Source organism: Mycobacterium sp. Panama NTM2, assembly GCF_054355555.1.
In genome coordinates this window covers 909,572-933,663 of the sequence record NZ_CM135953.1, presented here as the reverse complement: position 1 = coordinate 933,663, position 24,092 = coordinate 909,572, and the positions used below count along the sequence as shown (strand labels likewise).

The window sequence follows — 24,092 nt, the reverse complement described above, 5'->3', positions numbered from 1 at the left end:
AATGGCGAGCGTGCCGATCTCTGCTGCCTTCGCGTCCGACAACGCCGCACCCGCGCACCCGACGGTCCTCGACGCGCTGGTGCGTGCCAACACCGGGCCGGCACCGTCCTACGGCGACGACGACGTGACCGCGCAGGCCGCCGCTGCGCTGCGGGAGACCTTCGACTCCCCCGGCGCCGAGGTGTTGTACGCGTTCACCGGCACGGCCGCGAACATCATCGCGCTGAGTGCGGCGGTGCAGCCGTGGCACGAGATCCTGTGCAGCGACGTCGCGCACGTGCTGCTCGACGAGGCCGGCGGACCGGTGCGGCTCTCCGGTGCGCAGTTGACGCGGTTGCCGAGCACCGATGGCATCGTCGCGACCGATGAGCTGGATCGCCGGGTGACCCGCCGGGGCCCGGTGCACCATTCGCAGCCGCGCATCGTGACCATCACACAGTCGACCGAGAACGGCCGGGTGTGGTCGGCGCCGGCCATCAAGGGTTTCGTCGACCACGCGCATGACCTCGGGCTGCTGGTGCACGTCGACGGCGCCCGGGTGGCCAACGCCATTGCGAGCCAGCAGGTCTCGCCGATCGACGCGGTCGGCGACGCGGACATCGTGACCGTCGGCGGCACCAAGAACGGTTTGCTGTTCGGCGATGCGATCCTGGTACGCCGGCCCGAGCACTTCCCGGGAATCAGCTTCGTGCAGAAGCAGATCGGCCATCTGGCCAGCAAGCACCGCTACGTGGCGGCGCAGTTCCTGGCGCTGCTCTCCGACGATCTGTGGCTGCGCTCCGCGGCGCACGCGAACACGATGGCCGGCGCACTCGCCGCCGGGCTCGAGGGTCTCGGCCTCAGCCTGGCCTCGCCCGTCGAGGCGAACGAGGTGTTCGTCCGGCTGACGCCCGCTGCGGCAGCACGGCTCTCGGCGCACTATCAGGTGCACCAGCCCGATCTCGGGGAGCCGGTGTGGCGGCTGGTGTGTTCCTGGGCCACGACGCAGGACGAGGTCGACGACGTGCTGGCGACGCTGCGCTGACGCAACCTTCTCGCCGGCCCACCCCGAGCGACAGTGTCGGCGGATACCGAGCCCACCTCACCAACCACCGACAGTGTCGCTGAGGATGGGCCGACTCCGCACTCACTCCGGGAATCCCGACGCGTAGTTCTCCTTGACCACGTCGAGGTGCACCCAACTCTCCACGGCTGCGACGCCGGCCAGATTCCTGACCTCGTCGACGACATCCACCAATTGGGCCGCCGAGAACGCCCGCACCGTGGCGAGCACGTCGCACCGCCCCAGCACCCGTGCGACGAAGATCGCCGCGGGCATCGCGCGCAGTGCGGTGACCACGGAATCAGGCGCGCCGGCCAGCCGGATCCCCAGCCCCAGCGCGCTTTGGCGGTCCTGCCCTGAGTGCCGCACCACCGCACCGACGCGCACGACGTTGTTCTCCACCAACCGCACCACGCGCCGCCTCGCGCCTGCGGGCGAAAGACCCACGGCAGCAGCGAGATCGACGTAGGAGGCGCGGCCATCCTCCTGCAACGCGCGCAGCAGCAGGCGGTCCACGTCGTCGACGGTGACACCGACTTCGCCGACAGGTCCGATCACATCGCGCACCACGTCGACGTACGCGAGCGTGTCCACGCTCACGACCCCGGCGACGGCCCGCACCTCCCCGATGGCTCGATCGATGTCGCTCATCGAACCCGCCCGCAGCTCGGCGACGATCCCGTGTGCCCCGCTGGTCAACGACAGGAACGCGACATCGGTGCGCTCGGCGAGCGCACGAGCGATCGGCGCAGCCCGGCCCGACACGACGATGCCGAGATGCGCGAGTGCACCGCGACCGAGTACCGAGGGATGCACCACGCCGCGGATCACGACCTGCCCCTTAGTTAGTAGCCGGTGCACTCTGGTCGCCGCTGCGGAGCGGGACAGCCCGACCGCCGCGGCGATGTCGAGATGGGTCAGCCGGCCGTCCTGTTCGAGCAAGCTGACGATCGCGCCGTCCACATCGTCCACGATTTTTCCGCCTCACTGCCTGAACGCATCGTGCGCCATCAGCGGATGATTCTGCCAGCTGTGTCGTTTTTTCCGCCCTTCTTCGGCATATCGCGACGAACGGCTGATGGCAGGCGAGCGATGCGATTGCGCCGCTGCAGGGGTGGCCTTAGCGTGGCCCTCACCACACCATGAGGAGCCAGACATGACCTCAACCCCCGCCACCGGCCGCGCCGCCCCACCGAGAGCCACGGAAGTCGAGGTCCACGGCGTCGAGCCCATCCCCGACGACGAGCGCACCGCCGGTCCCCTCGACTTGTTCCGGCTCGTCTTCGGCGGCGCCAACACGATCGCCACCGTGGTGCTGGGCACCTTCCCGATCATCTTCGGGCTCTCGTTCCGCGACGCCCTGCTCGCGACACTGGCGGGTCTGCTGCTGGGCGCCGCGATCCTCGCGCCGATGTCGCTGTTCGGCCCCCGCAACGGCACCAACAACGCGGTGTCCTCGTCGGCGCACCTGGGCGTGCACGGCCGCGTCGTCGGCTCCTTCCTGTCGCTGTTGACAGCGGTGGCGTTCTTCTCGATCTCGGTGTGGACATCGGGAGACGTGCTCGTCGGCGGCGCTCACCGCGCGATCGGACTGCCGGACAACGACGTCGCCGTCGCTGTCGCCTACGGCGTGTTCGCCCTCCTGGTGCTGGTCGTGTGCATCTATGGGTTCCGATTCATGTTGCTGGTCAACAAGATCGCCGTCATCGCCGCCACCGTGCTGTTCCTGGCGGGCATCTTCGCCTTCGGCGGCACCTTCGATCCGGGCTACGCCGGCACGGTGTCGGCGGGCGATCCGCTGTACTGGCCGTCGTTCGTCGGCGCGGCGTTGATCGTGATGTCGAACCCGGTGAGTTTCGGGGCCTTCCTCGGCGACTGGGCCCGCTACATCCCCCGCGACACCCCCTCGTGGCAGCCGATGCTCGCCGCGTTCGGTGCGCAACTCGCCACCCTGGTGCCGTTCCTCTTCGGACTCGTCACCGCGACCGTCGTCGCCACCACCGCACCGGAATTCATCGACGGCGGTGACTATGTCGGCGGCCTGCTGACGGTCTCCCCCGGGTGGTACTTCGTCCCCGTGTGTCTGATCGCGTTGATCGGCGGCATGTCGACCGGCACTACCGCGCTCTACGGCACGGGGCTGGACTTCTCGAGTGTGTTCCCGCGCTTCAGCCGGGTACAGGCCACCGTGTTCATCGGCACGCTGGCGATCGTGTTCATCTTCGTCGGACGCTTCGCGTTCAACGTGGTGCAGAGCATCTCGACGTTCGCGGTGCTGATCGTCACGTGTACGGCGCCATGGATGGTGGTGATGATGTTGGGCTGGTTCACCCGGCGCGGGTGGTACGACTCGGATGCGTTGCAGGTGTTCAACCGGCGCCAGCGCGGCGGTCGCTATTGGTTCCGCCACGGCTGGAACTGGCGAGGGCTCGGGGCCTGGCTGGTCGCAGCGGCGCTGTCGCTCTGTTTCGTCAATTCACCCGGCCAATTCGTCGGACCGCTGGGCGATCTCGCCGCCGGAGTCGATCTGAGCATCCCCGTCGGCCTGGGGCTGGCCGCGCTGTTGTATCCGCTTGCGCTGCGGCTGTTCCCGGAACCCGCCGACGTCTTCGGTCCCGAAGGCCCCCGGCTGGTGCCCGCCGGGCCCGCCGCCAACACCCCTATCGTCTCGGAGGTTTGAGTCATGCCCGTCGGACCCGTCGACGCGTCCGTCACCCCCCGCTATGCCGGACCGGCGACATTCGCGAAAGTGCCGCGGCTGGATCAGGTGACGTGCGCCGACATCGTCGTCGCCGGGGTGCCGTTCGACTCCGGGGTGTCCTATCGCCCCGGCGCCCGTTTCGGCCCCACATACGTGCGTGAGGCGTCGCGCCTGCTGCGGCCCTACCACCCGGCGATGGACGTGTCCCCGTTCGAGCTGGTGCAGGTCGCCGACGCCGGAGACATCTCGGTGAACCCGTTCAACATCGACGAGGCGATCGAGACGATCGAGGGGGCGGCCGCCCAGCTGACGGCCGACGCGACGAGATTGGTCACGATCGGCGGCGATCACACGATCGCGCTGCCGCTGCTACGCGCCGCCGCAGCCAAGCACGGGCCCGTCGCGCTCGTGCACTTCGACGCCCACCTCGACACCTGGGACACCTACTTCGGGGCTGCCTACACCCACGGCACCCCGTTCCGCCGCGCCGTCGAGGAGGGCATCCTCGACACCGAGGCGCTCTGCCACGTCGGCACCCGCGGCCCGTTGTACGGGAAGAAGGACCTCGACGACGACCGCCGGTTCGGCTTCGGGATCCTCACGTCGGCCGACGTGTACTACCAGGGGGTGCGGGAGATCATCGACCGACTGCGCACCCGGGTGGGCACCCGCCCGGTCTACGTGTCCATCGACATCGACGTTCTCGACCCCGCGCACGCGCCGGGCACCGGCACGCCGGAAGCCGGCGGCATCACCAGCCGCGAGCTGCTGGAGATCCTGCGCGGCTTCCGCGGGCTGAACCTGGTGGGTGCCGACGTGGTCGAGGTGGCACCCGCCTATGACCACGCCGAGATGACCGGGGTGGCGGCCGCGCACGTGGCCTACGACCTGGTGTCGCTGCTGGCGCTGGGAGCGCAGGGCTGACCGGTCAGCTCGCGCGGTCCGTCCCCTTTCTGTGGCCATCCTGTCGCGTGCGGTAGGGTGGTGACACGTCGGCCGGTTCTCACCAGGCCGATGCGTCGTGAAACGCTCGTCATCGACAGTGGCGCCGGCACCGTTGCCAGGCCGCCCCGCCTGATGGCCCGTGGACCCACACAGCTCGTGTCACGGCGATCGATTGTGCCCACCGGCACTCTCGCCACCCTGTGTTGAGGACCGCGCCCGATACTGCGCCGGCTCGGCACACCAATGCCTGAAAGGCACTCGAAAGTTGACCAGCGACAAGACCTTCGCCGATCTCGGCGTGTCCCGATCCCTCATCGACGCGCTCACCGCGCGCGGGATCACCGCCCCGTTCCCCATCCAGCAGGAGACGCTGCCCGACACCCTGGCCGGCCGCGATGTGCTCGGCCGCGGCAAGACCGGTAGCGGTAAGACCCTCGCCTTCTCGTTGCCCCTGGTGAGCCGTCTCGCCGGCGGCAAGCGCCGCCCGTCGCATCCGACGGGCCTGGTCCTCGCGCCGACGCGCGAATTGGCCACCCAGATCTCGGCCACCCTCGCGCCGCTGGCAGCTGTGAACGACCTCACGGTCACCACGATCTTCGGCGGCGTCTCGCAGCACCGCCAAGTGCAGGCGCTCAAGGCCGGCGTCGACATCGTCGTGGCCTGCCCGGGCCGGCTCGAAGACCTCATGAAGCAGAAGCTGGTGAGCCTCGATGCGGTGGCCGTCACGGTCATCGACGAGGCCGACCACATGGCCGATCTCGGCTTCCTGCCCGGTGTCACCCGCATCCTCGCCGCCACCCCGGCCGACGGTCAGCGGCTGCTGTTCTCCGCGACGCTGGACAACGGCGTCGACAAGCTCGTGAAGCGCTTCCTGCGCAACGAGGTGTTGCACTCGGTCGACAGCCCGGAGTCGCACGTGCCGGCGATGACCCACCACGTCTTCCATGTCTCCGGTCCGCAGGACAAGAAGGACCTGGTGCACCGGCTGGCGTCGGGCACCGGGCGTCGAATCCTGTTCATGCGCACCAAGCATCACGCCCGCAAGATGGCCAAGCAGCTCACCGAGGCCGGTATCCCGTCGGTAGACCTGCACGGCAACCTGTCTCAGCCGGCACGCGATCGCAACCTCGCCGCGTTCAGCTCCGGTGAGGTCCGCGTGCTGGTCGCCACCGACATCGCCGCCCGCGGCGTGCACGTCGACGACATCGAACTGGTGGTGCACATCGATCCGCCCGCCGAGCACAAGGCGTACCTGCATCGGTCCGGCCGGACCGCGCGTGCCGGCAGCGCCGGTGACGTGGTGACGGTGGTGTTGCCCGAACAGCGCAGGGAGACACAGGCTTTGCTGCGTCGGGCGGGTATCCAGGTCTCGCCTCAGCAGGTGACGGCCGACTCCGAGGCGGTGCAGAAGGTGGCCGGTGAGGTCGCGCCGTACCGGGCCCCGGTCGAGCGTGTGGTCGCGACCTCCCGTCCGGCGACCCAGGCTGCGCCGCGGCGCTCGCCGGGCTCCGGACGCCGGCGCTCGCGCCGTCCCGCGAGTGCCGGGGGCCGGTCGCACCAGCGCTAGCAACCCGGCGGGCGTGTGCGCGGGTGTGCGATGTCATCCGCGACACGCCGCCCCGGCCGTATCCCCTTTCACACTCGGCGGCGTAGGCATGCCGCACCCCTCTTGACGTGCACGTCAGCGGTCTGCACGATGACTCCCGTATGCGCACCGTCGAACAGGGGGTCTCGGTGGGCACCGAAGCGACATCAGCAGCGCAGCGCATCCTGGCCGGCTGGCCAGAGCACGTCCGCGCCGCCGACATCGAGGCGCTGAGAGGGTTGTCGTCCGACGAAGCGCGCCGGATCGTCGACGACGTGCTCGCACGGATGCCGTCCGGACCGCTGGGTGCCACGGAGGCGGCTCGGCTGCGCGCGCTCATCGACATCATCGCCGCGGTGGGGGTGGTGCCGACGAGCGAGAAGGTCCGCGAGCTGACGGCGCGGTACCCGTCCGGCGCTGCTCTCCCGGAGTCGGTCGCGCGGCAGCTCGACACCCTGGAACGGATGGCACTGCGGCCGCCGCCGGTGGATCCCATCGTGCTGGGGCGGCAAATCGGCGTTCCCACGACCGTCGTGTTCGCCGACCCCCCGATCGATCTGACGATCGATGCGGAATTGCAGGACCTCATCGGCGAAGGGTTCGACGCACCGAGCCTTCCGGAACCCATGGCGGCAGATCCGCTACCGGCACCGCCCACAGCTGCGCCACCGCCGAGCGAGCGGTTCGTCAACGCCGAGATCGAGGACCACGATCTGAGCCAGCCGCTCGAGGTGGGCGTGCCGTATTCGGTGGCGATCGACGTCGACACCGAGCGTAAGCCGTTGAGCGGCAACGGCCCATTGGTCGCGGTGTTCGCCGATACCGACGAGCCGTTCCGCGAGCTCACCGTCCAGGTGGCATCGGAGGACTTCGAGATCCTGGGGCAGGCCCAGCGTCCGCTGCAGCTGCCCAAGGCGGGTCCCTCGCGCGGCAAGGCACGCTTCGACGTGTCGCCCCGTCGAGCGGGCGCCGCCACGCTCACCGCAACGGTCAGTTGCGATGGCAACTTCCTCACGCAGCTGCAATTGCACTGTCCCGTAGGGACTCCGGGTGAATTCACGGCGACGACCGAGGGACGCCCTGCCTCGTCGGCGACGGTGCTCAAGTCGCGTGACATCGGCCTGGTGATCCGCCCGGCCGGCGACACATTCCTGTGCAGTGCCATCGGGCCGTTCACGTTCGATGCGCCGATGCCACTGACCGTCGACGCACTCGCTGCGGCGGCCGGCCATGCCCGGGCCGAACTGGCGGCCGTCGTCACGGACGTGTACGGCGGCAGCCAGGTGTTCTTGGAGCACATCGACATCCCCGCGGAGGTGCAGCGGCAGGCCCTGAAACGCCTGGCCCGGGCCGGGCGGCTGCTCTACCGCCAGTTGTTCCGGCCCGCCGGGGGCGGTGATGACCTCCGATCGATCGGCGACTGGTTGGCCCGCCACGTCGCAGAGCCCGATGTGATGCTGACGGTGCAGATCGTGGCCCGTCAGGTACCCGTCCCCTGGTCGATGCTCTACCTCGGCGACATCGACGACGACGGCGCGCTGACTTGGGACAGGTTCCTCGGCATGCGACACATCGTGGAGCTCTTGCCTTTTCAGCGGATGCCCGCCGACGACGATCCGGAGATCGACAGCCTGCCCGACCTGACGCTGGGACTGAACATCAATCCCGTCGTCAGCGAGGCGGCGGTCGATCAGGTGGCCGAACATCGGAAGCGGTGCGCCGATCTCGCGGTGTCGCGGCGGTGCGTCTCGGTGATCACCCGGTCTGATCGCGCCGAGGTCGTCAGCGCGCTGGCCGCGGACTCCACGCGCGACAAGGTGACGTACTTCTACTGCCACGCGAAGACCAATGATGCCGACCCGCAGCAATCGGCCATCATCATGGGCTCACAGATCGACCGCTCGACGTTCGCCACACTCGCGGACCTCACCAACGACGCACCCGACGACATCCCGCTCGCCGGTCGTCCCCTGATCGTGCTGAACGCGTGCGAGTCGGCCGATCTCTCGCCCCGCTTCTACGACGGCTTCGTGCCGTACTTCCTGTCGAAGGGAGCGCGCGGCGTGATCGGCACCGAGTGCTCGACGCCGGTGCTGTTCGCGATCCGCTGGGCGGAGAACTTCCTCGACCGGCTGCTCGACGGGGCCGAGGTCGGCCGAGCGCTGCGCGACGTGCGCTTGGAGTTCCTGCAGCACAACAACAATCCGCTCGGACTTCTGTACTCGGCGCACTGCGACGTCACCACCCAGATCACGCCGCCCGTCGCCGCGGCCCAGACCTGACAGGACCGGTCATGCCGTTCATCGATTCCGTCGACCCGCATTACTACCTGCTCGAGATCGGCAAGGACGGGGTGGAGCAGGCAGAGCCCGACGGCACGCTGCTCAGCACCGCGATCGTCGAGGCGGCGCGCACCGGCGTGACCGACATCTTCATCGCCAGCCACGGCTGGAAAGGGGACGTCACCGCCGCGCTGGAGCAGTACGGCAGATGGTTTCCGACGGTGGCACAGCAGGACGCCGACCGGGCCCTGGTCGCCACCAAGGTGCCCGGGTTCACCCCGCTGATCGTCGGGGTGCACTGGCCCAGCCTGCCCTGGGGCGACGAGGGACCCGCCAGGGCGACCCTCGGCGTCGACGACGACGCGCTGGCCGACGAAGCTGTGATGGACACCTCCGGCCTCGTCGAGCGCTATGCCGACCGGATCGCGACCTCGTCTGAGGCCCTCGCGGCATTGGAGCGCATCACCGCGGTCGCCGACGACGAGATCACCGCGCTGCAGATCCAAAGTGGCCAGATGCCTGCGGAACTCGAGGCGGCCTACCGCCGGCTGTTCGCAGCCGGCGATCTGTCCGACGGGAGCCCGGAGGCCGCGCCCGGCGCCGACCTGCCCGAGTTCTCGCCGCAGGACACCGCTCAGCAGTGGATCGCCGAGTTGCGCACCGCAGGCCCTGCCACCGGCAACCCGGGCATCCTGGGCGACGGCCTGCTCGCCTCGGCCAGGGACATCATCCTGGCCCCGGTGCGTCAGCTGTCGTTCTGGACGATGAAGAAGCGGGCCCGCGTGGTCGGCGAGCGCGACGTCCACCGGGTGCTACGCGATCTGCAGATCGCAGCGCCGTCGGCCCGGCTTCATCTGATGGGCCACAGCTTCGGCTGCATCGTCATGACCGCTGCGGTGGCCGGCCCGGTGTCCGGTGGCGTGCGGACCGATCCGCTGCCCCGGCCCGTCGACACCCTGTTCCTGGTACAGGGCGCGATGTCGCTGTGGTCCTTCGCCGACCAGATCCCCTACGCCCCTTTCGGTCCCGGCTTCTATCGGGCGGTCCGGGCGCAGCCGCCCGCGGTCCGGGGTGCCGTGGCGACCACCCGCTCGTCCCACGACAAGGCGGTCGGCACCTGGTACCCGCTGGGCGCACGCATCGGTCGCGATCACACGCTGGGCCCCGGGGACCTGCCCGAGTGGGGCGGGATCGGCAGCTACGGCATCCAGGGCACCGGGTCGGCGGAGGACCTGCGAATCGCCGAGGATGTCCGCCACCAGTACGGGTTCGTCCGCGGCGGGATCTACAACGCCGACGCCGACGTCGTCATCACGGGTGGGGATCGACTGTCCGGGGCGCACAGCAACTTCGTCAACGACTCTGTGGCACACCTGTTCTGGCAGACCGTGCTGCCGTCTTTGTGACGCTCTGCGGCAGCAAGGTGTAATCGGCCGGCCGGCGGGTACACATCGCCGGTGTCCGACCCCGGCTTGCTCGTCATCGGAAGCGGTCCGGCAGGTCTCGGCGCCGCCGAGGCCTACCGCGATCGCCGTCCCGACAGTCCCATTCGCATCCTGACTGCCGACGGTCGGCATCCGTACAGCAGGCCGCCGCTGAGCAAGGACTTCCTGCGCGGTGAGACCGACGACGTCGAGATGCACCCCCGAGAGTGGTTCGACGAGCACGCCGTCGAGGTGGTCCATGACGCCGACGTGCAGAGCATCGACGTCGACGAGCGCGTCGTGGTCGCCGACGGACAGCGCTACGCCTACGACGCGTTGGTGTTCGCCTGTGGCGCGAGCCCGTCTCCGCTTCCCGTGCCCGGCGGGGAACAGGCACTGCAGCTGCGCTCGCTCGACGACGCCGAGGCGCTGCGCGCCGCGGTGGGCACGGCGAAGACGGCCGTGGTGGTCGGTGCGGGCTTCATCGGCTGCGAGGCTGCGGCATCGATGGCGATGCGGGGACTGTCGGTGACCCTGGTGGCACCCGATCCGGTACCGCAGGCCAAGCGTCTCGGCGACGAGGCCGGGCAGCGCCTTCGTCAGCTGGTGGAGCAGGCAGGCGCCCGGTATGTCGGCGGCGCGAAGGTCGACTCGATCGAGGGCCGGTCCGTCCGCCTCGACAACGGCGACGTGCTGACCGCCGACGTCGTCCTGGCGGCCACGGGTGTGACGCCCAACAGTGCCCTCGCCGAGGCCGCGGGACTGACCATGCAGGACGGTCGTGTGCTGGTCGACGAGCACATGCGCTCGAGTGTGTCCGGGGTGTATGCGGCCGGCGACGTCGCCGTCGCGGTCAACGCCGGTGCCGGGCGGGCGTTGCCGATCGAGCACTGGCAGGATGCCGCCGATCAGGGTGAGGTGGCCGGCGCATCTGCCGCCGGCGATGACGACGCGACATGGTCTGGCGTACCGGGCTTTTGGACGACGATCGGCGATGCCGACGTCAAATACCATGCCTGGGGCGACGGATACGACCAGAGTCGGTTGGTCGAGCACGATGACGGCTTCACCGTCTGGTACACCGCTGACGGCGCCACCGTCGGGGTGCTCACTTACAACGCCGACGAGGACTACGACCGTGGCGAGGAACTCATCACCAAGCGAGAGCCGCCGCCGGCATCGTGACTCGCCGCGACTGTGCAACGCCATCCGCGACACGCCGCCGCGGCCGTATCGCGTCGCACACTCGCGGCGCTATCGCGAGAAATCCGCCAGCTGCTCGGTGAGTTCCGCGGCGTAGCTCAGCTGCCGTGTCAACATCTCGCACGCCTGTACGGCTCGCGCATGGCAGTCGGCCAGGTAGGCCCGGGCGCTCTCCAGATCCGCAGCACTCGCGTCGTTCGATGCGACGGTGTCCAACGCCGCGAGCAGGTGCCGCATCTCGTCGAGGGTGAAACCCAGCGGCTTCATCCGCCGGATCGCGAGCAGCCTGTCGATGTCGTGCGCGGTGTAGAGCCGGAACCCACCGCCAGAGCGCGCCGACGGAACCACCAGCCCGACCTCGTCATAGTGCCGAATGGTCTTGATGGACAACTCGGTACGCGCTGCGACCTCTCCGATCTGCCACACCTCGACCGGCATCAATGCGCTCCGGACAGCTGGCCCGACAGCCGCGCATGGCGTTCGGCGCTGTTGTCGTTCATCCCGACGATGGTGACCGTCTTGCCCTTCGCCGCGTACTTGGTCGTGATGGCGTCGAGCGTGGCGACGGTCGACGCGTCCCAGATGTGCGCCTTGCTCATGTCGATGACGACGTTGTCCGGGTCGCCGGCATAGTCGAACTGGTACACCAGGTCATTGCTGGATGCGAAGAACAGTTCTCCGGTGACGGTGTAGACCTTGGTGTCATCGGCGGCGCCGTCGACGGTGTCGACCTCGGTGAAGTGGGCCACCCGGCGGGCGAACAACACCATGGCCGCCAGGGTTCCGACGGCCACCCCGTAGGCCAGGTTGTCGGTGGCGACGGTGACGGCGACGGTCACCAGCATCACGAAGGTCTCGCTCTTGGGCATGCGGCGCAACGTCTTCGGCGCAATGCTGTGCCAGTCCAGCGTGGCGACCGACACCATCACCATGACGGCGACCAGAGCCGCCATCGGAATGCGCGCCACGACGTCGCCGAGGCCCACCACCAGGGCGAGTAGGAAACTGCCGGCCAGGGACGTGGATATCCGCGTGCGTGCACCGCTGACCTTCACGTTGATCATGGTCTGGCCGATCATCGCGCACCCGCCCATGCCGCCGAAGAATCCGGTCACGACGTTGGCCACCCCCTGCCCGACGGCTTCGCGGGACTTGTCCGAGTGCGTGTCGGTGATGTCGTCGACGAGTTTCGCGGTCATCAGCGATTCGAGGAGTCCGACCAGCGCCATGGTCAGGGCGTACGGCGCGATGATCCGCAGCGTGTCCACCGTGAGAGGCACGTCGGGCATCAGCAGGCTCGGCAGGCTCGACGGCAGCTGACCTTCGTCGCCGACGGTGGGAACGTTCCACCCGGCGGCGACGGCGGCCGCGGTCAGGGCGACGATCGCGACCAGCGGGGCAGGTATCGCAGTCGTCAGCTTCGGCAGCGCGACGATCACGGCGATGCCGACGGCCACCATCGGGTAGACGAGCCAGGGCACCCCCAGCAGGTGCGGCATCTGCGAAAGGAAGATCAGGATGGCCAGCGCGTTGACGAAGCCGACCATCACGCTGCGCGGCACGAACCGCATCAGGCGCGCCACGCCGAGCACCCCGAACACCATCTGCACGACGCCGGCCAGGATCACGGCCGCGATCAGATAATCGAGTCCGTGGCTCCGTACCAGCGGCGCGACGACGAGTGCGACGGCACCCGTGGCGGCTGAGATCATCGCAGGTCGGCCGCCGACGATCGCGATGGTGACGGCCATCGTGAAGGACGCGAACAGGCCGACCCTGGGGTCGACGCCGGCGATGACGGAGAACGAAATCGCCTCGGGGATCAACGCCAACGCGACGACCAGTCCCGCCAGCACCTCGGTGCGGAGTCGGCGCGGCGAGCGCAGTGCGGCAAGGACGGACTGTTGTTGTTGCGGCGTGGGCGTGTCGAGCGCAGCGCTCATCGACGATCCTCTCGCGAATCGGAAAACGTTGTGTGCAGCCGGCTTTCGCGCCGGACAGGAGGGCATGACGACCGCGCAGCAGAAAGCTAGCCGAGCTGAACTCTACCCCTGGGGGAGGGTTGGCTCGCAAATTATGTCGCGCAGATCACCCGAAGCGCTCAGTCCTTGGAGTGCTCGGCGGTGAACGAGACCGCCACGTCGTCGGCCACCTTGAGCGCCCCCATCATCAGCGAGTAGGGCTTGACGCCGAAGTCAGCGTGGCTGACCGTCTCAGTGCACGTCATGCGCCATGCCTGCGACAGTTCCTCCACATGCAGGTCCACCGAGCGTGGTCGCGTCCGCCCGTGAATCTCCAGCGTGCCCGAGAGCCGATAGCCGCCGTCGATCGCATCGATGTCCGAACTCGAGAACCGGATCTGCGGGAAACGCTTGGCGTCCAGACTTTTCAGCGCGTTCGAGCGGGCCAGCGACTTCTCCACCCCCGTGAGGCCTTTCACCCCGCCGTCGCCTCGCAGCACCTGCAGGGAATCGACGTCGACGGTCAGCTCCACCGCTGTCGGCTGATCGCCGGTCCACGTCACCGTCGCCTGCCAGGCCGTCATCGCGATCGTCAGGCGGTGTCCCATCGCCGACGCCGGCCCGGTGACCCCGGTGGTGAGCAGCAGTTCGCCGTACGAGGGGTCCAGTGTCCAGGTCATCGGTCGACGCTACCGAGGTCACCCACCGGGCGGGTAGGGCAAACCGAATTCGTCAGCAAGAAGGGTCTGGACGACGATCATCGCCGCTTGCGAGCCCGACGCGATCGCCCCGGCGATGTGCGGTTGTTGGGTACACACGTCGCCGGCGGCGAACACGCCGCGCGCGCTGGTGCGGTGAATCGCGTCGATGGTCAGCGGCTCGGTACCCAGCGGGCCCGGCGTGTACGTCGCACCCAGTTCAGCAACCAACCGCGATCGTTGCCGCAACGGGGCCTCGACGAGTAGGCCCTGACGCGGCAGCCGCGAGCCGTCGGCGAACACGATCTCAGTCAATTCGCCGCTATCGCTGCGTAATTCGGTGACCCGTCGCTCGTCGACAGTGATATCGGCGGCGGCGAGCAGCCGGGCGTCTTCAGATCCGAGATCCGATCGCCCATCGGTCAGCAGCACCACGTCGTCGCTCCAGCCACGCAGCATCAACGCCATGTGCACGCCCTGGGTGCCGGATGCCAACGCTGCCAAGGTCTTGTCGCGCATCTCCCAGCCGTGGCAGAACGGGCACTGGAACACCGAATGGCCCCAGAGCTCTTCGAGCCCTGGCAGCGGCGGTGGACAGTAGACCATTCCGGATGCGAGCAGGATGCGCTTCGCGGCGATCGTCGTACCGTCGGCGAGGTCGAGCAGATAACCGTTGTCGACGGCTCGGCCCCCCGTCACCTCGCCGCGGCGATACTCGACGCTGGGGTACGCGTCCAGTTCCGCCCTGCCCGTCGCGTACAACTCATCGGGCGGCCGTTGGTCGAAGCCGAGCAGCCCGCCGATGACTCCCGCCGCGCGGTTGCTCGGATCGTCGGCGTCGACGACGACCGTCTTCCGGCGGGCACGGCCGAGCACCAGCGCCCCGCTCAACCCGGCTGCGCCACCGCCAACGACCGCACATTCCCAATCCATGACTCCTTGGTGCCCGGTCGTCAGGCGATTACGCCTGCCCCGACTGTGCAATGCCATCCGCGACACGCCGCGAAGGCCGTATCACGAAGCACACTCGCGGCGGCGCTACGCCTCTCGCTGCGCCAGCCGCTCCCGCTGCGGCACCACGACGTATTTCGGGTCCTTCGTCGACGCCACGCCCGCCTCGAACACCCCGAAGCGTTGCAGGACGCTGCCCGCCAGCAGAGCGACGCCCGACGCGGCGACCGCCCAGCGGCGCTGTCCCGAGATCACCGCGCCGACGGCACCGCCGACGGTCAGGAGCTCCGAGGCCTGCCGCAGCCGGTGGGCCCGTCCGGTGGTGTAGGCCTCGCCGACGAGCCCCAGCTCGCGTTCCATCGTGCGCGAGGCCCCCACCTCCAACGCCGCCCCGACGACGGCCATCCGGCGTGCAGGTCCCGCCTCCGACAGCGGCGCGGCCAGCATGCCGAGTCCCGCTCCGCTGGCCGCGGCGGATCCGACGAACACGAACGGCAGATACGGGTGCGCCTCCCGCCACGCCGGGACCGCGGTCTGCGACAGCAGCACGGCGGTGTAGGACGCCACCCCGGGGGCGACGGCGGCGGCTTCCAGGCCCGCGGGCCGCGCGGCCCACGACACCATCCTGCCGAGCCGAGACCGCCGCAGCCGGTCCGGCATCACCTCGGCGGCCGCGGCGAGGCCGGCGCCCGGGCCGTAGGCCGACAGAATCCAGGTGCCCATGCTCATCGGCGAGCTGGGTTTGGCCACCCGCAGCATGTGGTGAAAGCGTTCGGGCCGGCCGAGGTCGGCGATCAAGGAGTACAGGCTGGCCAGGATGCTGGCCAGTGCGCCCAACCGCGACACCCTGCGCAACCGGGTCAGCCCGCGAAGATCGGCACCGGCACCCAGCAGTGCCGACCCGGCCGAGAGCCCGCCGAGGAACAGGTACGCCGCGATCATCCAGTTCCACGCCGGCGGCTTGAGGATCGGGTGGCCGTAGTAGGACCGGAAGTCGGCGGGCGGCACCGCCATGTCGTCGCGGCCGCCGCGCCGGTGCCGGGATTGCGCGTTGCGATCGGAGGCGTCTGTGTCGCTGAGCTTTTCGCGCATCAGGCGCGTCCCACGAACGCAGACACGGCGATGCCGACGAGCGCCGACGCCGCCATCCCGGCATAGCGCCACATCGCCCCGGCGTCGCGCGTGGGCACCACCGGGTCAGGCGGTAGCCCGTACACCTCGGGCTCGTCGAGCAACAGGAAGAACGCCCCGTCGCCGCCGACGCCGTCGTCGGGATCCTCGCCGTAGAGTCGCGCCTCGGTGATGCCCTGCTCGTGTAAGTCGTTGACGCGCATCGCCGCCCGCTCGCGCAGCTCGTCGAGCGGGCCGAACTGGATCGAGTCGGTGGGGCAGGCCTTGGCGCAGGCCGGTTCGAGCCCGTCGTGCAGGCGGTCGTAACACAGCGTGCACTTCCAGGCCCGCCCGTCGCCTTCGCGCCGCTCGATCACCCCGTACGGACAGCCGGACACGCAGTATCCGCACCCGTTGCAGATGTCCTGCTGCACGACGACGGTGCCGAACTCGGTGCGGAACAGCGCCCCGGTCGGGCACACGTCCAGGCAGCCCGCGTGCGTGCAGTGCTTGCAGACATCAGAGGACATCAGCCACCGGAAGTCCTGTCGCGCTTCGGGTCCCGTCGCATCGCCCGGGCGCTGGAACTCCGGCATGCCGAGCTCGACGGGCGGGGTGGCCGGCTGTTCGATGAATGCCACATGCCGCCAGGTGCTGGCGCCGAGCGCGCCGGTGTTGTCGAACGACATCCCGAGCAGGTTGTATCCGTCTTCGGGGACCTCGTTCCATTCCTTGCAGGCCACCTCGCACGCCTTGCACCCGATACACACCGACGTGTCGGTGAAGAAGCCCACCCGCGGCGGGTGGTCGTCGGCGTAGCCGGCGTTGCCCGCCGGGTCTTCCAGCGGGCCGTGGAAACTGTTGACGTCCATCACCTCTCCTCGGTGTGGTCGCGGGACGGCTGCGTCGTGTCCAGGTCGGTGCCGGTCTCCGCGGTGATGTGCGCCCGATTCCGGTACTGGTGCAGGTACTCCAGCAATGCAGCTCCCCGGGGCCGGCGGCCGGGTTGGATGTCGCAGGTCGAGACCTTGCTCTCCTGGATGAACACGTTCGGATCGGCCACCACCCCGAGCAGGTCGTTGACCACGTCCCCGTCGACCAGGCCCTTGTTGCCCCAGTGATACGGCATCCAGATCTGGTGCACCACGTGATCTTCCACGCGCAGCGGCCGCATCCGGCTGGTGACGAACACTCGCGCATCGACCGCGGCGCGGCTGGTCACCACGTGCGCCCAGTCCATGTGCGCGAGTCCGCGGATCTCGGCGAGCTCCGGGGACACCTCGACGAACAACTCGGGCTGCAGCTCAGCCAGATACGGCAGCTGCCTGCTCATACCGCCGGCGGTGTGATGCTCGGTCAGTCGCGCCGCGGTGAACACGAACGGGAACACCTCACCGTGCGCCTCCGGCGGCGACGGGTTCGACGGATTGTCTGCTCGCCCATAGACTTTGCGCGCCGGGTTGCCCTGCTGGGCATACAGCGCGTTGCGCACCGGTGACTCGTGGGGCTCGTAGTGCGTCGGCATGGGACCGTCCTGCACGCCGTCGGGCGCGAACAGCCACCCCTTGCCGTCGGCCTGCATGATGAACGGATCGTCGCCGCGCAGCGCCTCGACGCCGACGGCCCCGTCGGGCGGCCGGTAGTCGGGCGCCTTGTTCTTCTCGAAGTCCGGTACGTCGTGGCCCGTCCACTCGTTGCGCTCAGCGTCCCACCACACCAACGCTTTTCGCTCGCTCCACGGCCTGCCCTGCGGATCGGCCGACGCGCGGTTGTAGAGGATGCGACGGTTCATCGGCCAGGTCCAGCCCCACTCGTTGTCGTAGGGCCCCTGCTCGGTGTGGGGTGTGCGGCGCGCGGCCTGGTTGGCCTCGTCGGCGTACACGCCGCTGTAGATCCAGCAGCCGCACATCGTCGATCCGTCGGCCTTGAGCTCGGTGTAGCCGCTGACCGCGCGGTCGGTGGACAGGTCGACGCCGCTGATGCGGCGCAGCACGTCCGCCCCGTCGGGCTCGTCGCCCTCCATCTTGTAGTCCCACGACAGGTCCAGCAGCGGGCGGTCGCGCTCATCGGTTGAGCCGGCGAGCTTTTCGCGCAGGATGCGGCCCAGGTGGTAGAAGAACCACAGCTCCGAGCGCGCATCGCCGGGCGGTTCGACCGCCTTCTCGCGCCACTGCAGCATCCGCTGGGTCTGGGTGAACGTGCCGGCCTTCTCGACGTGGGAGGCGGCCGGGAACAAGAACACCTCGGTGCGGCACGTCTGCGGCGAGATCTCCCCGGTCTCGATCTCCGGCCCGTCTTTCCAGAACGATGCACTCTCGATCTCGACGAGGTCGCGCACCACCAGCCAGTCGAGGTTGGCCATGCCGAGCCGCTGCAGACGTCCGTGCGCCGACCCCACCGCCGGGTTCTGGCCCAGCAGGAAGTAGCCGAACACCTTGCCGTCCACCATGTCCATCACGGTGCGGTAGGTGCCGTGGTCGCCGTTGATGCGCGGCATGTAATCGAAGCAGTAGTCGTTGTCGGCCGTCGCGTGCTCGCCCCAGTACTCCTTGAGCAACGAGATCATGTACGCATCCGCGTTGCGCCAGAAGCCTTTCTGGTTGCGCGCCATGATGCGCTCCAGGTAGTCCGAGAGCGTGGCGTCGCCGGCTTTGGGCATCGCGAGGTAGCCGGGCAGCAGGTTGAACAGCGTGGGTACGTCGGTGGAGCCCTGGATGCTCGCGTGACCTCGCAGTGCGATGATGCCGCCCCCGGGCCTGCCGATGTTGCCCAGCAGCAACTGGATGATCGAGCCGGCACGGATGTACTGCGCGCCCACCGAGTGCTGTGTCCAGCCCACGCTGTAGATCAGCGCGGCGGTCCGCTCGCGGCCCGAGTTCTCCGTCCACGCCTTGGCGATCGCCAGGAACTGATCGGCGGGCACGCCGCAGACTCGCTCGACCATCTCCGGGGTGTAGCGGGCGTAGTGCCGTTTGAGGATCTGGTACACGCACCTCGGGTGCTGCAGCGTCGGGTCGGACGGGATGTCGCCGGCGCCGCCTTCGAGCGGCGCGCCACCGGACCCTTGCTGATCCGACGACGCGCGCTCCTTCTCGCCGACGTTGTCGGCGTCGTACCCGGTGGCCTCATAGCGCCAACTCGACGCGTCGTAGGAGGCGGTTTCGTCGTCGTACCCGGAGAACAGCCCGTCGAGATCCTCGGTGTCGCAGAAGTTCTCGTCGATCAGGAACGAGGCGTTGGTGTACGCCGTCACGTACTCGCGGAAGTCGAGCTCGTTGGACAGGATGTAGTTGATCACTCCGCCCAGGAACGCGATGTCACTGCCGGCGCGCAGCGGCACATGCTGATCGGCGACCGCGCTGGTGCGGGTGAACCGCGGATCGATGTGCACGACTTTGACCCCGCGCGCCTTGGCCTCCATCACCCACTGGAATCCGACCGGATGCGCCTCGGCCATGTTCGACCCCATGATGACGATGAAGTCCGAGTTGACGAGGTCCTGCTGATAGTCCGTCGCTCCGCCGCGACCGAAGGAGGCCCCCAGACCGGGAACCGTGGCGCTGTGTCAAATACGCGCTTGGTTCTCGATCTGAAGTGCGCCCAGCGCGGTGAACAACTTCTTGATCAGATAGTTCTCTTCGTTGTCCAGCGTGGCACCGCCGAGGCTGGCCAGTCCCATCGTGCGGCGCAGCGTGTTGCGGTCGGAGTCGAACTGCTGCCAGCCCTTCTCCCGCGCGTCGAGCACCCGGTCGGCGACCATGGTCATCGCGGTCTCGAGATCGAGGTCCTGCCATTCGGTGGCGTAGGGGGCGCGGTAGCGCACCGTGGTCAGCCGCTGCGGCCCGGTGACCAGCTGCTTGCTGGCCGACCCCTTGGGGCAGAGCCGGCCGCGCGAGATCGGGCTGTCGGGATTGCCCTCGATCTGCACGACCTTCTCGTCTTTGACGTACACCTTCTGCGCGCAGCCGACGGCGCAGAACGGGCACACCGAGTGTGCGACGTGGTCGGCTTCGGCGGTGCGGGGAGTCAGGGTCAGGGAGCGCGGGGACTGGGCGGCGCTGCCGCGGCCGAGCTTGTCGTCACCGGTGAGTTGCCGATACACCGGCCACGATCGGAACAAGCCCTTGATGTCCACCCGTCACCTCCCCGTCCATCCAATCGTCGCCGCCGGGCGATGGCAACCCGGAGTACCCGCTTCACAGCCGATCAACCGCTGACTCTCAGGTACAAAGGGTGCATGCTCGAGATCAGCCTGCTGACCTGGGGAGTGACGATCGGCCTGATCGTCACCCTGCTCGCCGTCGACTTGATCCTGGCCGCGCTCCGACCCCACCGCGTCGGATTCCGGGAAGCGACCGCATGGTCGGTGTTCTACATCGCCGTCGCCATCGGGTTCGGGGTGTGGTTCATGGCCACCTACGGCACCGACTTCGGCACGCAGTACTTCGCCGGCTACATCGTGGAGAAGAGCCTGTCGGTCGACAACCTCTTCGTCTTCGTCATCATCATGGCGACCTTCGCGGTGCCCGAGGAGCATCAACACAAGGTGCTGACGTTCGGCATCATCCTGGCGCTCATCATGCGCGCGATCTTCATCGCGATCGGCGCCACGCTGCTGTCGCTGTTCTCGTTCATGTTCCTGATCTTCGGCATCCTGCTGATCCTGACCGCGGTGCAGCTGTTCCGGCACCGCGACGAGGACCCCGACGTCGAGAACAACATCATGATCAAGGCGACGCGGAAGTTCCTGCCGCTCAGCGACGACTACGACGGCGGCAAGCTGCTCACCCGCATCCAGGGCCGCCGGATGGCCACCCCGATGCTCGCGGTGCTGATCGCGATCGGCAGCGTCGACCTGCTGTTCGCGCTGGACTCGATTCCCGCGGTGTTCGGCGTGACGTCCGAGCCCTACATCGTGTTCGCGGCCAACGCCTTCGCGCTACTGGGCCTGCGGGCGCTGTTCTTCCTCGTCAAGGGCCTGCTGGATCGGCTGGTGTACCTGTCGACGGGCCTGGCGATCATCCTGGCGTTCATCGGGGTGAAGCTGGTGCTGCACTGGGGCCACGTCGACATCAACCCGAACATCCCCGAGGTCAACACCTACCTGAGCCTGGTGGTCATCGTCGTGATCCTCGCCGTCACCACCATCGCCAGCCTGGCCAAGACCCGCAAGGACCCGACCGCCAAGGCCCATCCGGGATCGCTGCGTGCCACGGCCAAGGACCGCTCGGTCACCGAGTCAGATCGCGCGTCCCGTCAGGACGGCGTCGGGTGATCCCGCGCGCGTCGAGCGCCTCGAGCAGCGGGACGGCGACGCGGCGGGTGGTGTCCAGCGCGCGTTTGGCATCGGCGACGGTGAACGGCTGCGCCACCCCGGCCAGGATCTGGGCCGCCCGCTCGTAGGCGTCCGGCCCGAGCACCACGCCGTCGGCGATTTTGACCAGCCGGCCCGCCCGCGCCGCTGCGGCCAGCTCCTTCGGCCCGAGCCTCAGCTCGGCGAGCTCGTCGGCGTCCGGCGCGCGGAACGGTTCGGCGGCCAGCCACTCCTCGAGGGTGCCCACCGCTTTCTCGACGCGGTCGGGCAGCGCGGCGCCGGGTCGCCGGACCCGGCCGTCGGCGAACTCGAGTCCGGTGCCTGCGGCCAACGCGGTCACGAGGTCGATGGCCGGCAGGTCGAGCGCGCGGCGCAGCTCTTCGGCGGGCATGCCCGCCGCGATGTCGTGTCCGGCTGACCAGCGCGCGACGGCGCTCACCAAGTGCTCACGCTGACGCGTCCACCACGTCGCGTCGACCACCCACTCCCCCACGCGCTCGCCGTCTGTCGTGAAGCCCATGGCGCGCAGATCGACCTCGCGAGCACACACCGGGGGGCGCACTCGGCCGATGCTCAACTCGGCGGCGCGGGCACGGGCGTCGCCGCGGCGTCGCAACGGCGCCGGCGCGACGTCGAGCACCTCGATCCCGGCGGCGATGCGGTGTTCGCCCGGGTCGCGCAGTAGGCCGATGTCGCCGATGCGCAGTGGCAGCGGCTTCGACAGGCGCAGCCGCGCCCCGGCGTCGCCGAGCGGTCGCACGTGCACGGGCACCGCCGCCGACCCGATGTGCAGCACCAGCTCCTGCTGCAGTTTCCCGGCCGCACGCAGCGCGACGTCGATCTCACCGGTGTCCCGCCACGCACCCGGCGTGCACAGGGTGTCACCCCGGGCGATGTCGTGGTGGTCGACGCCGCGCAGGTTGACCGCGACGCGCGCCACCGCGCCCACGTCGGCGCGATCGCGGCCCAACGACTGAATCCCGCGGACGGTGACGCGCCGCCCGTCGTGCACCAGCTCGTCGCCGACTCGGATGGTGCCGGCCGCGAGCGTGCCCGTCACGACGGTGCCGGCACCGCGCACCGTGAACGAGCGGTCCACCCACAACCGCACGTCGGCGTCGGTGTCCGGCGCTGGCAGCCGATCCACCAGTGCGACCAGTTCCCGTCGCACCGCGTCGATGTCGGTGCCGACCACGATGGTCGCGCCGGGAAGCTGCTGGCACACCTGCGCGATGGCAGGCGCGGGATCGGCCAGGTCGGCCTTGCTGATCACCACCAGCAGGTGCCGCACGCCGAGCGCGCGCAGCGCGGCGGCATGCTCGTCGGACTGCGGCATCCAGCCCTCGGTGGCGGCGACGACGAACATGATCGCCGGGACGGGTCCGACGCCGGCCAGCATGTTGCCGACGAAGCGCTCGTGGCCGGGCACGTCGACGAACGCGATCTCCCGGCCGTCGATGTCGGCCCACGCGAAACCGAGGTCGATGGTCAGGCCGCGGCGCTGCTCCTCGGCGAGCCGGTCGGGCCACATCCCCGTGAGTCGTTCCACCAGAGTGGATTTGCCGTGGTCGACGTGGCCCGCCGTCGCTATGACGTACATGCCTGGACCGCCGCGAGCAGCGCCGCGTCGTCGTCGGGCGCGACCGTGCGCAGGTCGAGCAGGCAGCGACCGTCCTCGATGCGTCCCACCACCGCGCGCTCACCGGTCCGCAACGTGGCTGCATAGTGCTCGGGCAGAGCGATTGCGGCGCTAGGCAATTCGACGTCCGGCGCGCCGCCGCCACCCACCGCGGACACGCACTCGACGACCTCGGCTCCCGGCAGCTGGACAGCCAAAGCCGAGGCCCGGGCACGCAACTCGGCCACGTCGGCGGTCAGCGCCTGCGCGACGGGCGTCGGCGGCCCGACCAGCGTGGCCTCCAGCGCCGCCAGCGTCAGCTTGTCCACCCGCAGCGCGCGGGCCGCGGGGTGGCGGCGCAGCCGCTCGATCAGCTCGGCGGCACCGAGCAGCAGCCCGGCCTGCGGCCCGCCCAGCAGTTTGTCGCCGCTGGCGGTCACCAGGTCGGCGCCGTGGCGCAGCACCGTCGCGGCGTCGGGTTCGTCGGGCAGCAGCGGGTGCGAGCTCAGCAGGCCCGAGCCGATGTCGACGACCAGGGTCGTGTCGAGTGCCGCGAGGTCGCGCACCGGCACCGTCGAGGTGAAACCGCTGACGTGATAGTTCGACGGGTGCACCTTGAGGATGAAGCCGGTGTCGGGTCCGATCGCGTCGGCGTAGTCGCGCAGATGCGTGCGGTTGGTGGTGCCGACCTCGCGGATGCGGGCACCGGTGGACGTCATCAGCTCGGGCAGCCGGAAGCCGTCGCCGATCTCGATCAGCTCGCCGCGGCTGACGATCATCTCCTTGCCCGACGCCAGCGTCATCGCGGTCAGCAGCAAAGCCGCGGCGTTGTTGTTGACGACGTGCACGGCCTCGGCGGCGGGCACCGCAGCAGCCAGCGCTGCCAGCGCGCCCCTTCCGCGGCGGGCCCGGCGGCCGGTCGCGAGGTCGAACTCGACGTCGGTGGCGCCGCTGGCGGTGGTCACGGCGTCGACAGCGGCATGCGACAGCGGCGCGCGGCCCAGGTTGGTGTGCACGACGACGCCGGTCGCGTTGATGACGGGCCGCAATGTGGCCGCGCTCGCCGGCAACGATGCGACGGCGTGGTCGGCGACCTGCTCGGGGTCGATCTCCCCGGCGCGGGCCCGCTGCTGCGCGTCGGCCACCACGCTCTTGACCAGTACCCGGCCCACACGCTCGGCCGCCGCGACCAGCCGCGGATCGGCGAGCACGGCATCGGTGCGCGGCACCCGCCGCCGGGGGTCACTCATGGTCACCG

At 69.3% G+C, this 24,092-nt stretch carries 18 protein-coding genes; 8 read left to right on the top strand and 10 right to left on the bottom strand.

Features of this window, described 5'->3' with window-relative positions; translation table 11 throughout:
• Position 1: 1 nt before the first annotated feature.
• On the top strand, positions 2-1,024 hold the full coding sequence (locus ACXYX3_RS04500) for a threonine aldolase family protein (protein WP_458610328.1): 1,023 nt from the start codon (positions 2-4) through the stop codon (positions 1,022-1,024).
• Between the two features lie 102 nt (positions 1,025-1,126).
• Here the strand turns inward: ACXYX3_RS04500 and ACXYX3_RS04495 are convergent, their stop codons facing one another.
• Positions 1,127-2,014 (bottom strand): Lrp/AsnC family transcriptional regulator, encoded by an 888-nt coding sequence (locus ACXYX3_RS04495; protein WP_458610327.1) that lies wholly within the window; start codon positions 2,012-2,014, stop codon positions 1,127-1,129.
• A 184-nt stretch (positions 2,015-2,198) separates the two neighbouring features.
• Between ACXYX3_RS04495 and ACXYX3_RS04490 the strand changes: the two genes are divergently transcribed.
• The 6 genes from ACXYX3_RS04490 to ACXYX3_RS04465 all read left to right on the top strand — a co-directional run bounded on the left by ACXYX3_RS04490 (position 2,199) and on the right by ACXYX3_RS04465 (position 11,164).
• Positions 2,199-3,722 carry a purine-cytosine permease family protein gene (locus tag ACXYX3_RS04490; protein WP_458610326.1) on the top strand — a complete coding sequence of 508 codons (1,524 nt, stop codon included), beginning with the start codon at positions 2,199-2,201 and terminating at the stop codon, positions 3,720-3,722.
• A gap of 3 nt (positions 3,723-3,725) precedes the next feature.
• Entirely contained in the window at positions 3,726-4,667 is a 942-nt protein-coding gene (speB, locus tag ACXYX3_RS04485; protein WP_458610325.1) for an agmatinase, read from the top strand.
• Between the two features lie 286 nt (positions 4,668-4,953).
• Positions 4,954-6,255: a DEAD/DEAH box helicase gene (locus ACXYX3_RS04480; RefSeq protein WP_458610324.1), complete on the top strand. Its 1,302-nt coding sequence runs from the start codon at positions 4,954-4,956 to the stop codon at positions 6,253-6,255.
• Positions 6,256-6,395: 140 nt separating this feature from the next.
• Complete coding sequence (locus tag ACXYX3_RS04475; protein ID WP_458610323.1) at positions 6,396-8,555, top strand: CHAT domain-containing protein; 2,160 nt, start codon at positions 6,396-6,398, stop codon at positions 8,553-8,555.
• An 11-nt stretch (positions 8,556-8,566) separates the two neighbouring features.
• Complete coding sequence (locus ACXYX3_RS04470) at positions 8,567-9,961, top strand: hypothetical protein (RefSeq protein WP_458610322.1); 1,395 nt, start codon at positions 8,567-8,569, stop codon at positions 9,959-9,961.
• Positions 9,962-10,012: 51 nt separating this feature from the next.
• Positions 10,013-11,164 (top strand): NAD(P)/FAD-dependent oxidoreductase, encoded by a 1,152-nt coding sequence (locus tag ACXYX3_RS04465; protein WP_458610321.1) that lies wholly within the window; start codon positions 10,013-10,015, stop codon positions 11,162-11,164.
• A 69-nt stretch (positions 11,165-11,233) separates the two neighbouring features.
• Here ACXYX3_RS04465 and ACXYX3_RS04460 read toward each other — a convergent pair whose 3' ends face one another.
• The 7 genes from ACXYX3_RS04460 to fdh all read right to left on the bottom strand — a co-directional run bounded on the left by ACXYX3_RS04460 (position 11,234) and on the right by fdh (position 20,037).
• Complete coding sequence (locus ACXYX3_RS04460; protein ID WP_458610320.1) at positions 11,234-11,620, bottom strand: MerR family transcriptional regulator; 387 nt, start codon at positions 11,618-11,620, stop codon at positions 11,234-11,236.
• Positions 11,620-13,125 (bottom strand): SulP family inorganic anion transporter, encoded by a 1,506-nt coding sequence (locus ACXYX3_RS04455; protein WP_458610319.1) that lies wholly within the window; start codon positions 13,123-13,125, stop codon positions 11,620-11,622. The genes ACXYX3_RS04460 and ACXYX3_RS04455 overlap by 1 nt, the downstream gene beginning before the upstream one ends.
• A gap of 158 nt (positions 13,126-13,283) precedes the next feature.
• On the bottom strand, positions 13,284-13,823 hold the full coding sequence (locus ACXYX3_RS04450) for a YceI family protein (protein ID WP_458610318.1): 540 nt from the start codon (positions 13,821-13,823) through the stop codon (positions 13,284-13,286).
• A gap of 18 nt (positions 13,824-13,841) precedes the next feature.
• Positions 13,842-14,774 carry an NAD(P)/FAD-dependent oxidoreductase gene (locus ACXYX3_RS04445; RefSeq protein WP_458610317.1) on the bottom strand — a complete coding sequence of 311 codons (933 nt, stop codon included), beginning with the start codon at positions 14,772-14,774 and terminating at the stop codon, positions 13,842-13,844.
• Positions 14,775-14,879: 105 nt separating this feature from the next.
• On the bottom strand, positions 14,880-15,884 hold the full coding sequence (gene nrfD, locus ACXYX3_RS04440; RefSeq protein WP_458610316.1) for an NrfD/PsrC family molybdoenzyme membrane anchor subunit: 1,005 nt from the start codon (positions 15,882-15,884) through the stop codon (positions 14,880-14,882).
• Positions 15,884-16,774, bottom strand: coding sequence for a 4Fe-4S dicluster domain-containing protein (locus ACXYX3_RS04435; RefSeq protein ID WP_241205033.1), 891 nt, complete (start codon positions 16,772-16,774; stop codon positions 15,884-15,886). The genes nrfD and ACXYX3_RS04435 overlap by 1 nt, the downstream gene beginning before the upstream one ends.
• On the bottom strand, positions 16,774-20,037 hold the full coding sequence (gene fdh, locus ACXYX3_RS04430; RefSeq protein ID WP_458610315.1) for a formate dehydrogenase: 3,264 nt from the start codon (positions 20,035-20,037) through the stop codon (positions 16,774-16,776). The genes ACXYX3_RS04435 and fdh overlap by 1 nt, the downstream gene beginning before the upstream one ends.
• A gap of 102 nt (positions 20,038-20,139) precedes the next feature.
• Here fdh and ACXYX3_RS04425 point away from each other — a divergent pair, with 102 nt between their 5' ends.
• Positions 20,140-21,177, top strand: a complete 1,038-nt coding sequence (locus ACXYX3_RS04425) for a TerC family protein (protein WP_458610314.1) — start codon at positions 20,140-20,142, stop codon at positions 21,175-21,177.
• Here ACXYX3_RS04425 and ACXYX3_RS04420 read toward each other — a convergent pair.
• Both ACXYX3_RS04420 and selA read right to left on the bottom strand, forming a co-directional pair.
• On the bottom strand, positions 21,134-22,816 hold the full coding sequence (locus tag ACXYX3_RS04420) for a SelB domain-containing protein (protein WP_458610313.1): 1,683 nt from the start codon (positions 22,814-22,816) through the stop codon (positions 21,134-21,136). The two genes, ACXYX3_RS04425 and ACXYX3_RS04420, sit on opposite strands and share 44 nt — an antisense overlap.
• Positions 22,804-24,084 (bottom strand): L-seryl-tRNA(Sec) selenium transferase, encoded by a 1,281-nt coding sequence (gene selA / locus ACXYX3_RS04415; RefSeq protein WP_458610312.1) that lies wholly within the window; start codon positions 24,082-24,084, stop codon positions 22,804-22,806. Before selA ends, ACXYX3_RS04420 begins: the two co-directional genes overlap by 13 nt.
• Between the last annotated feature and the right edge of the window lie 8 nt (positions 24,085-24,092).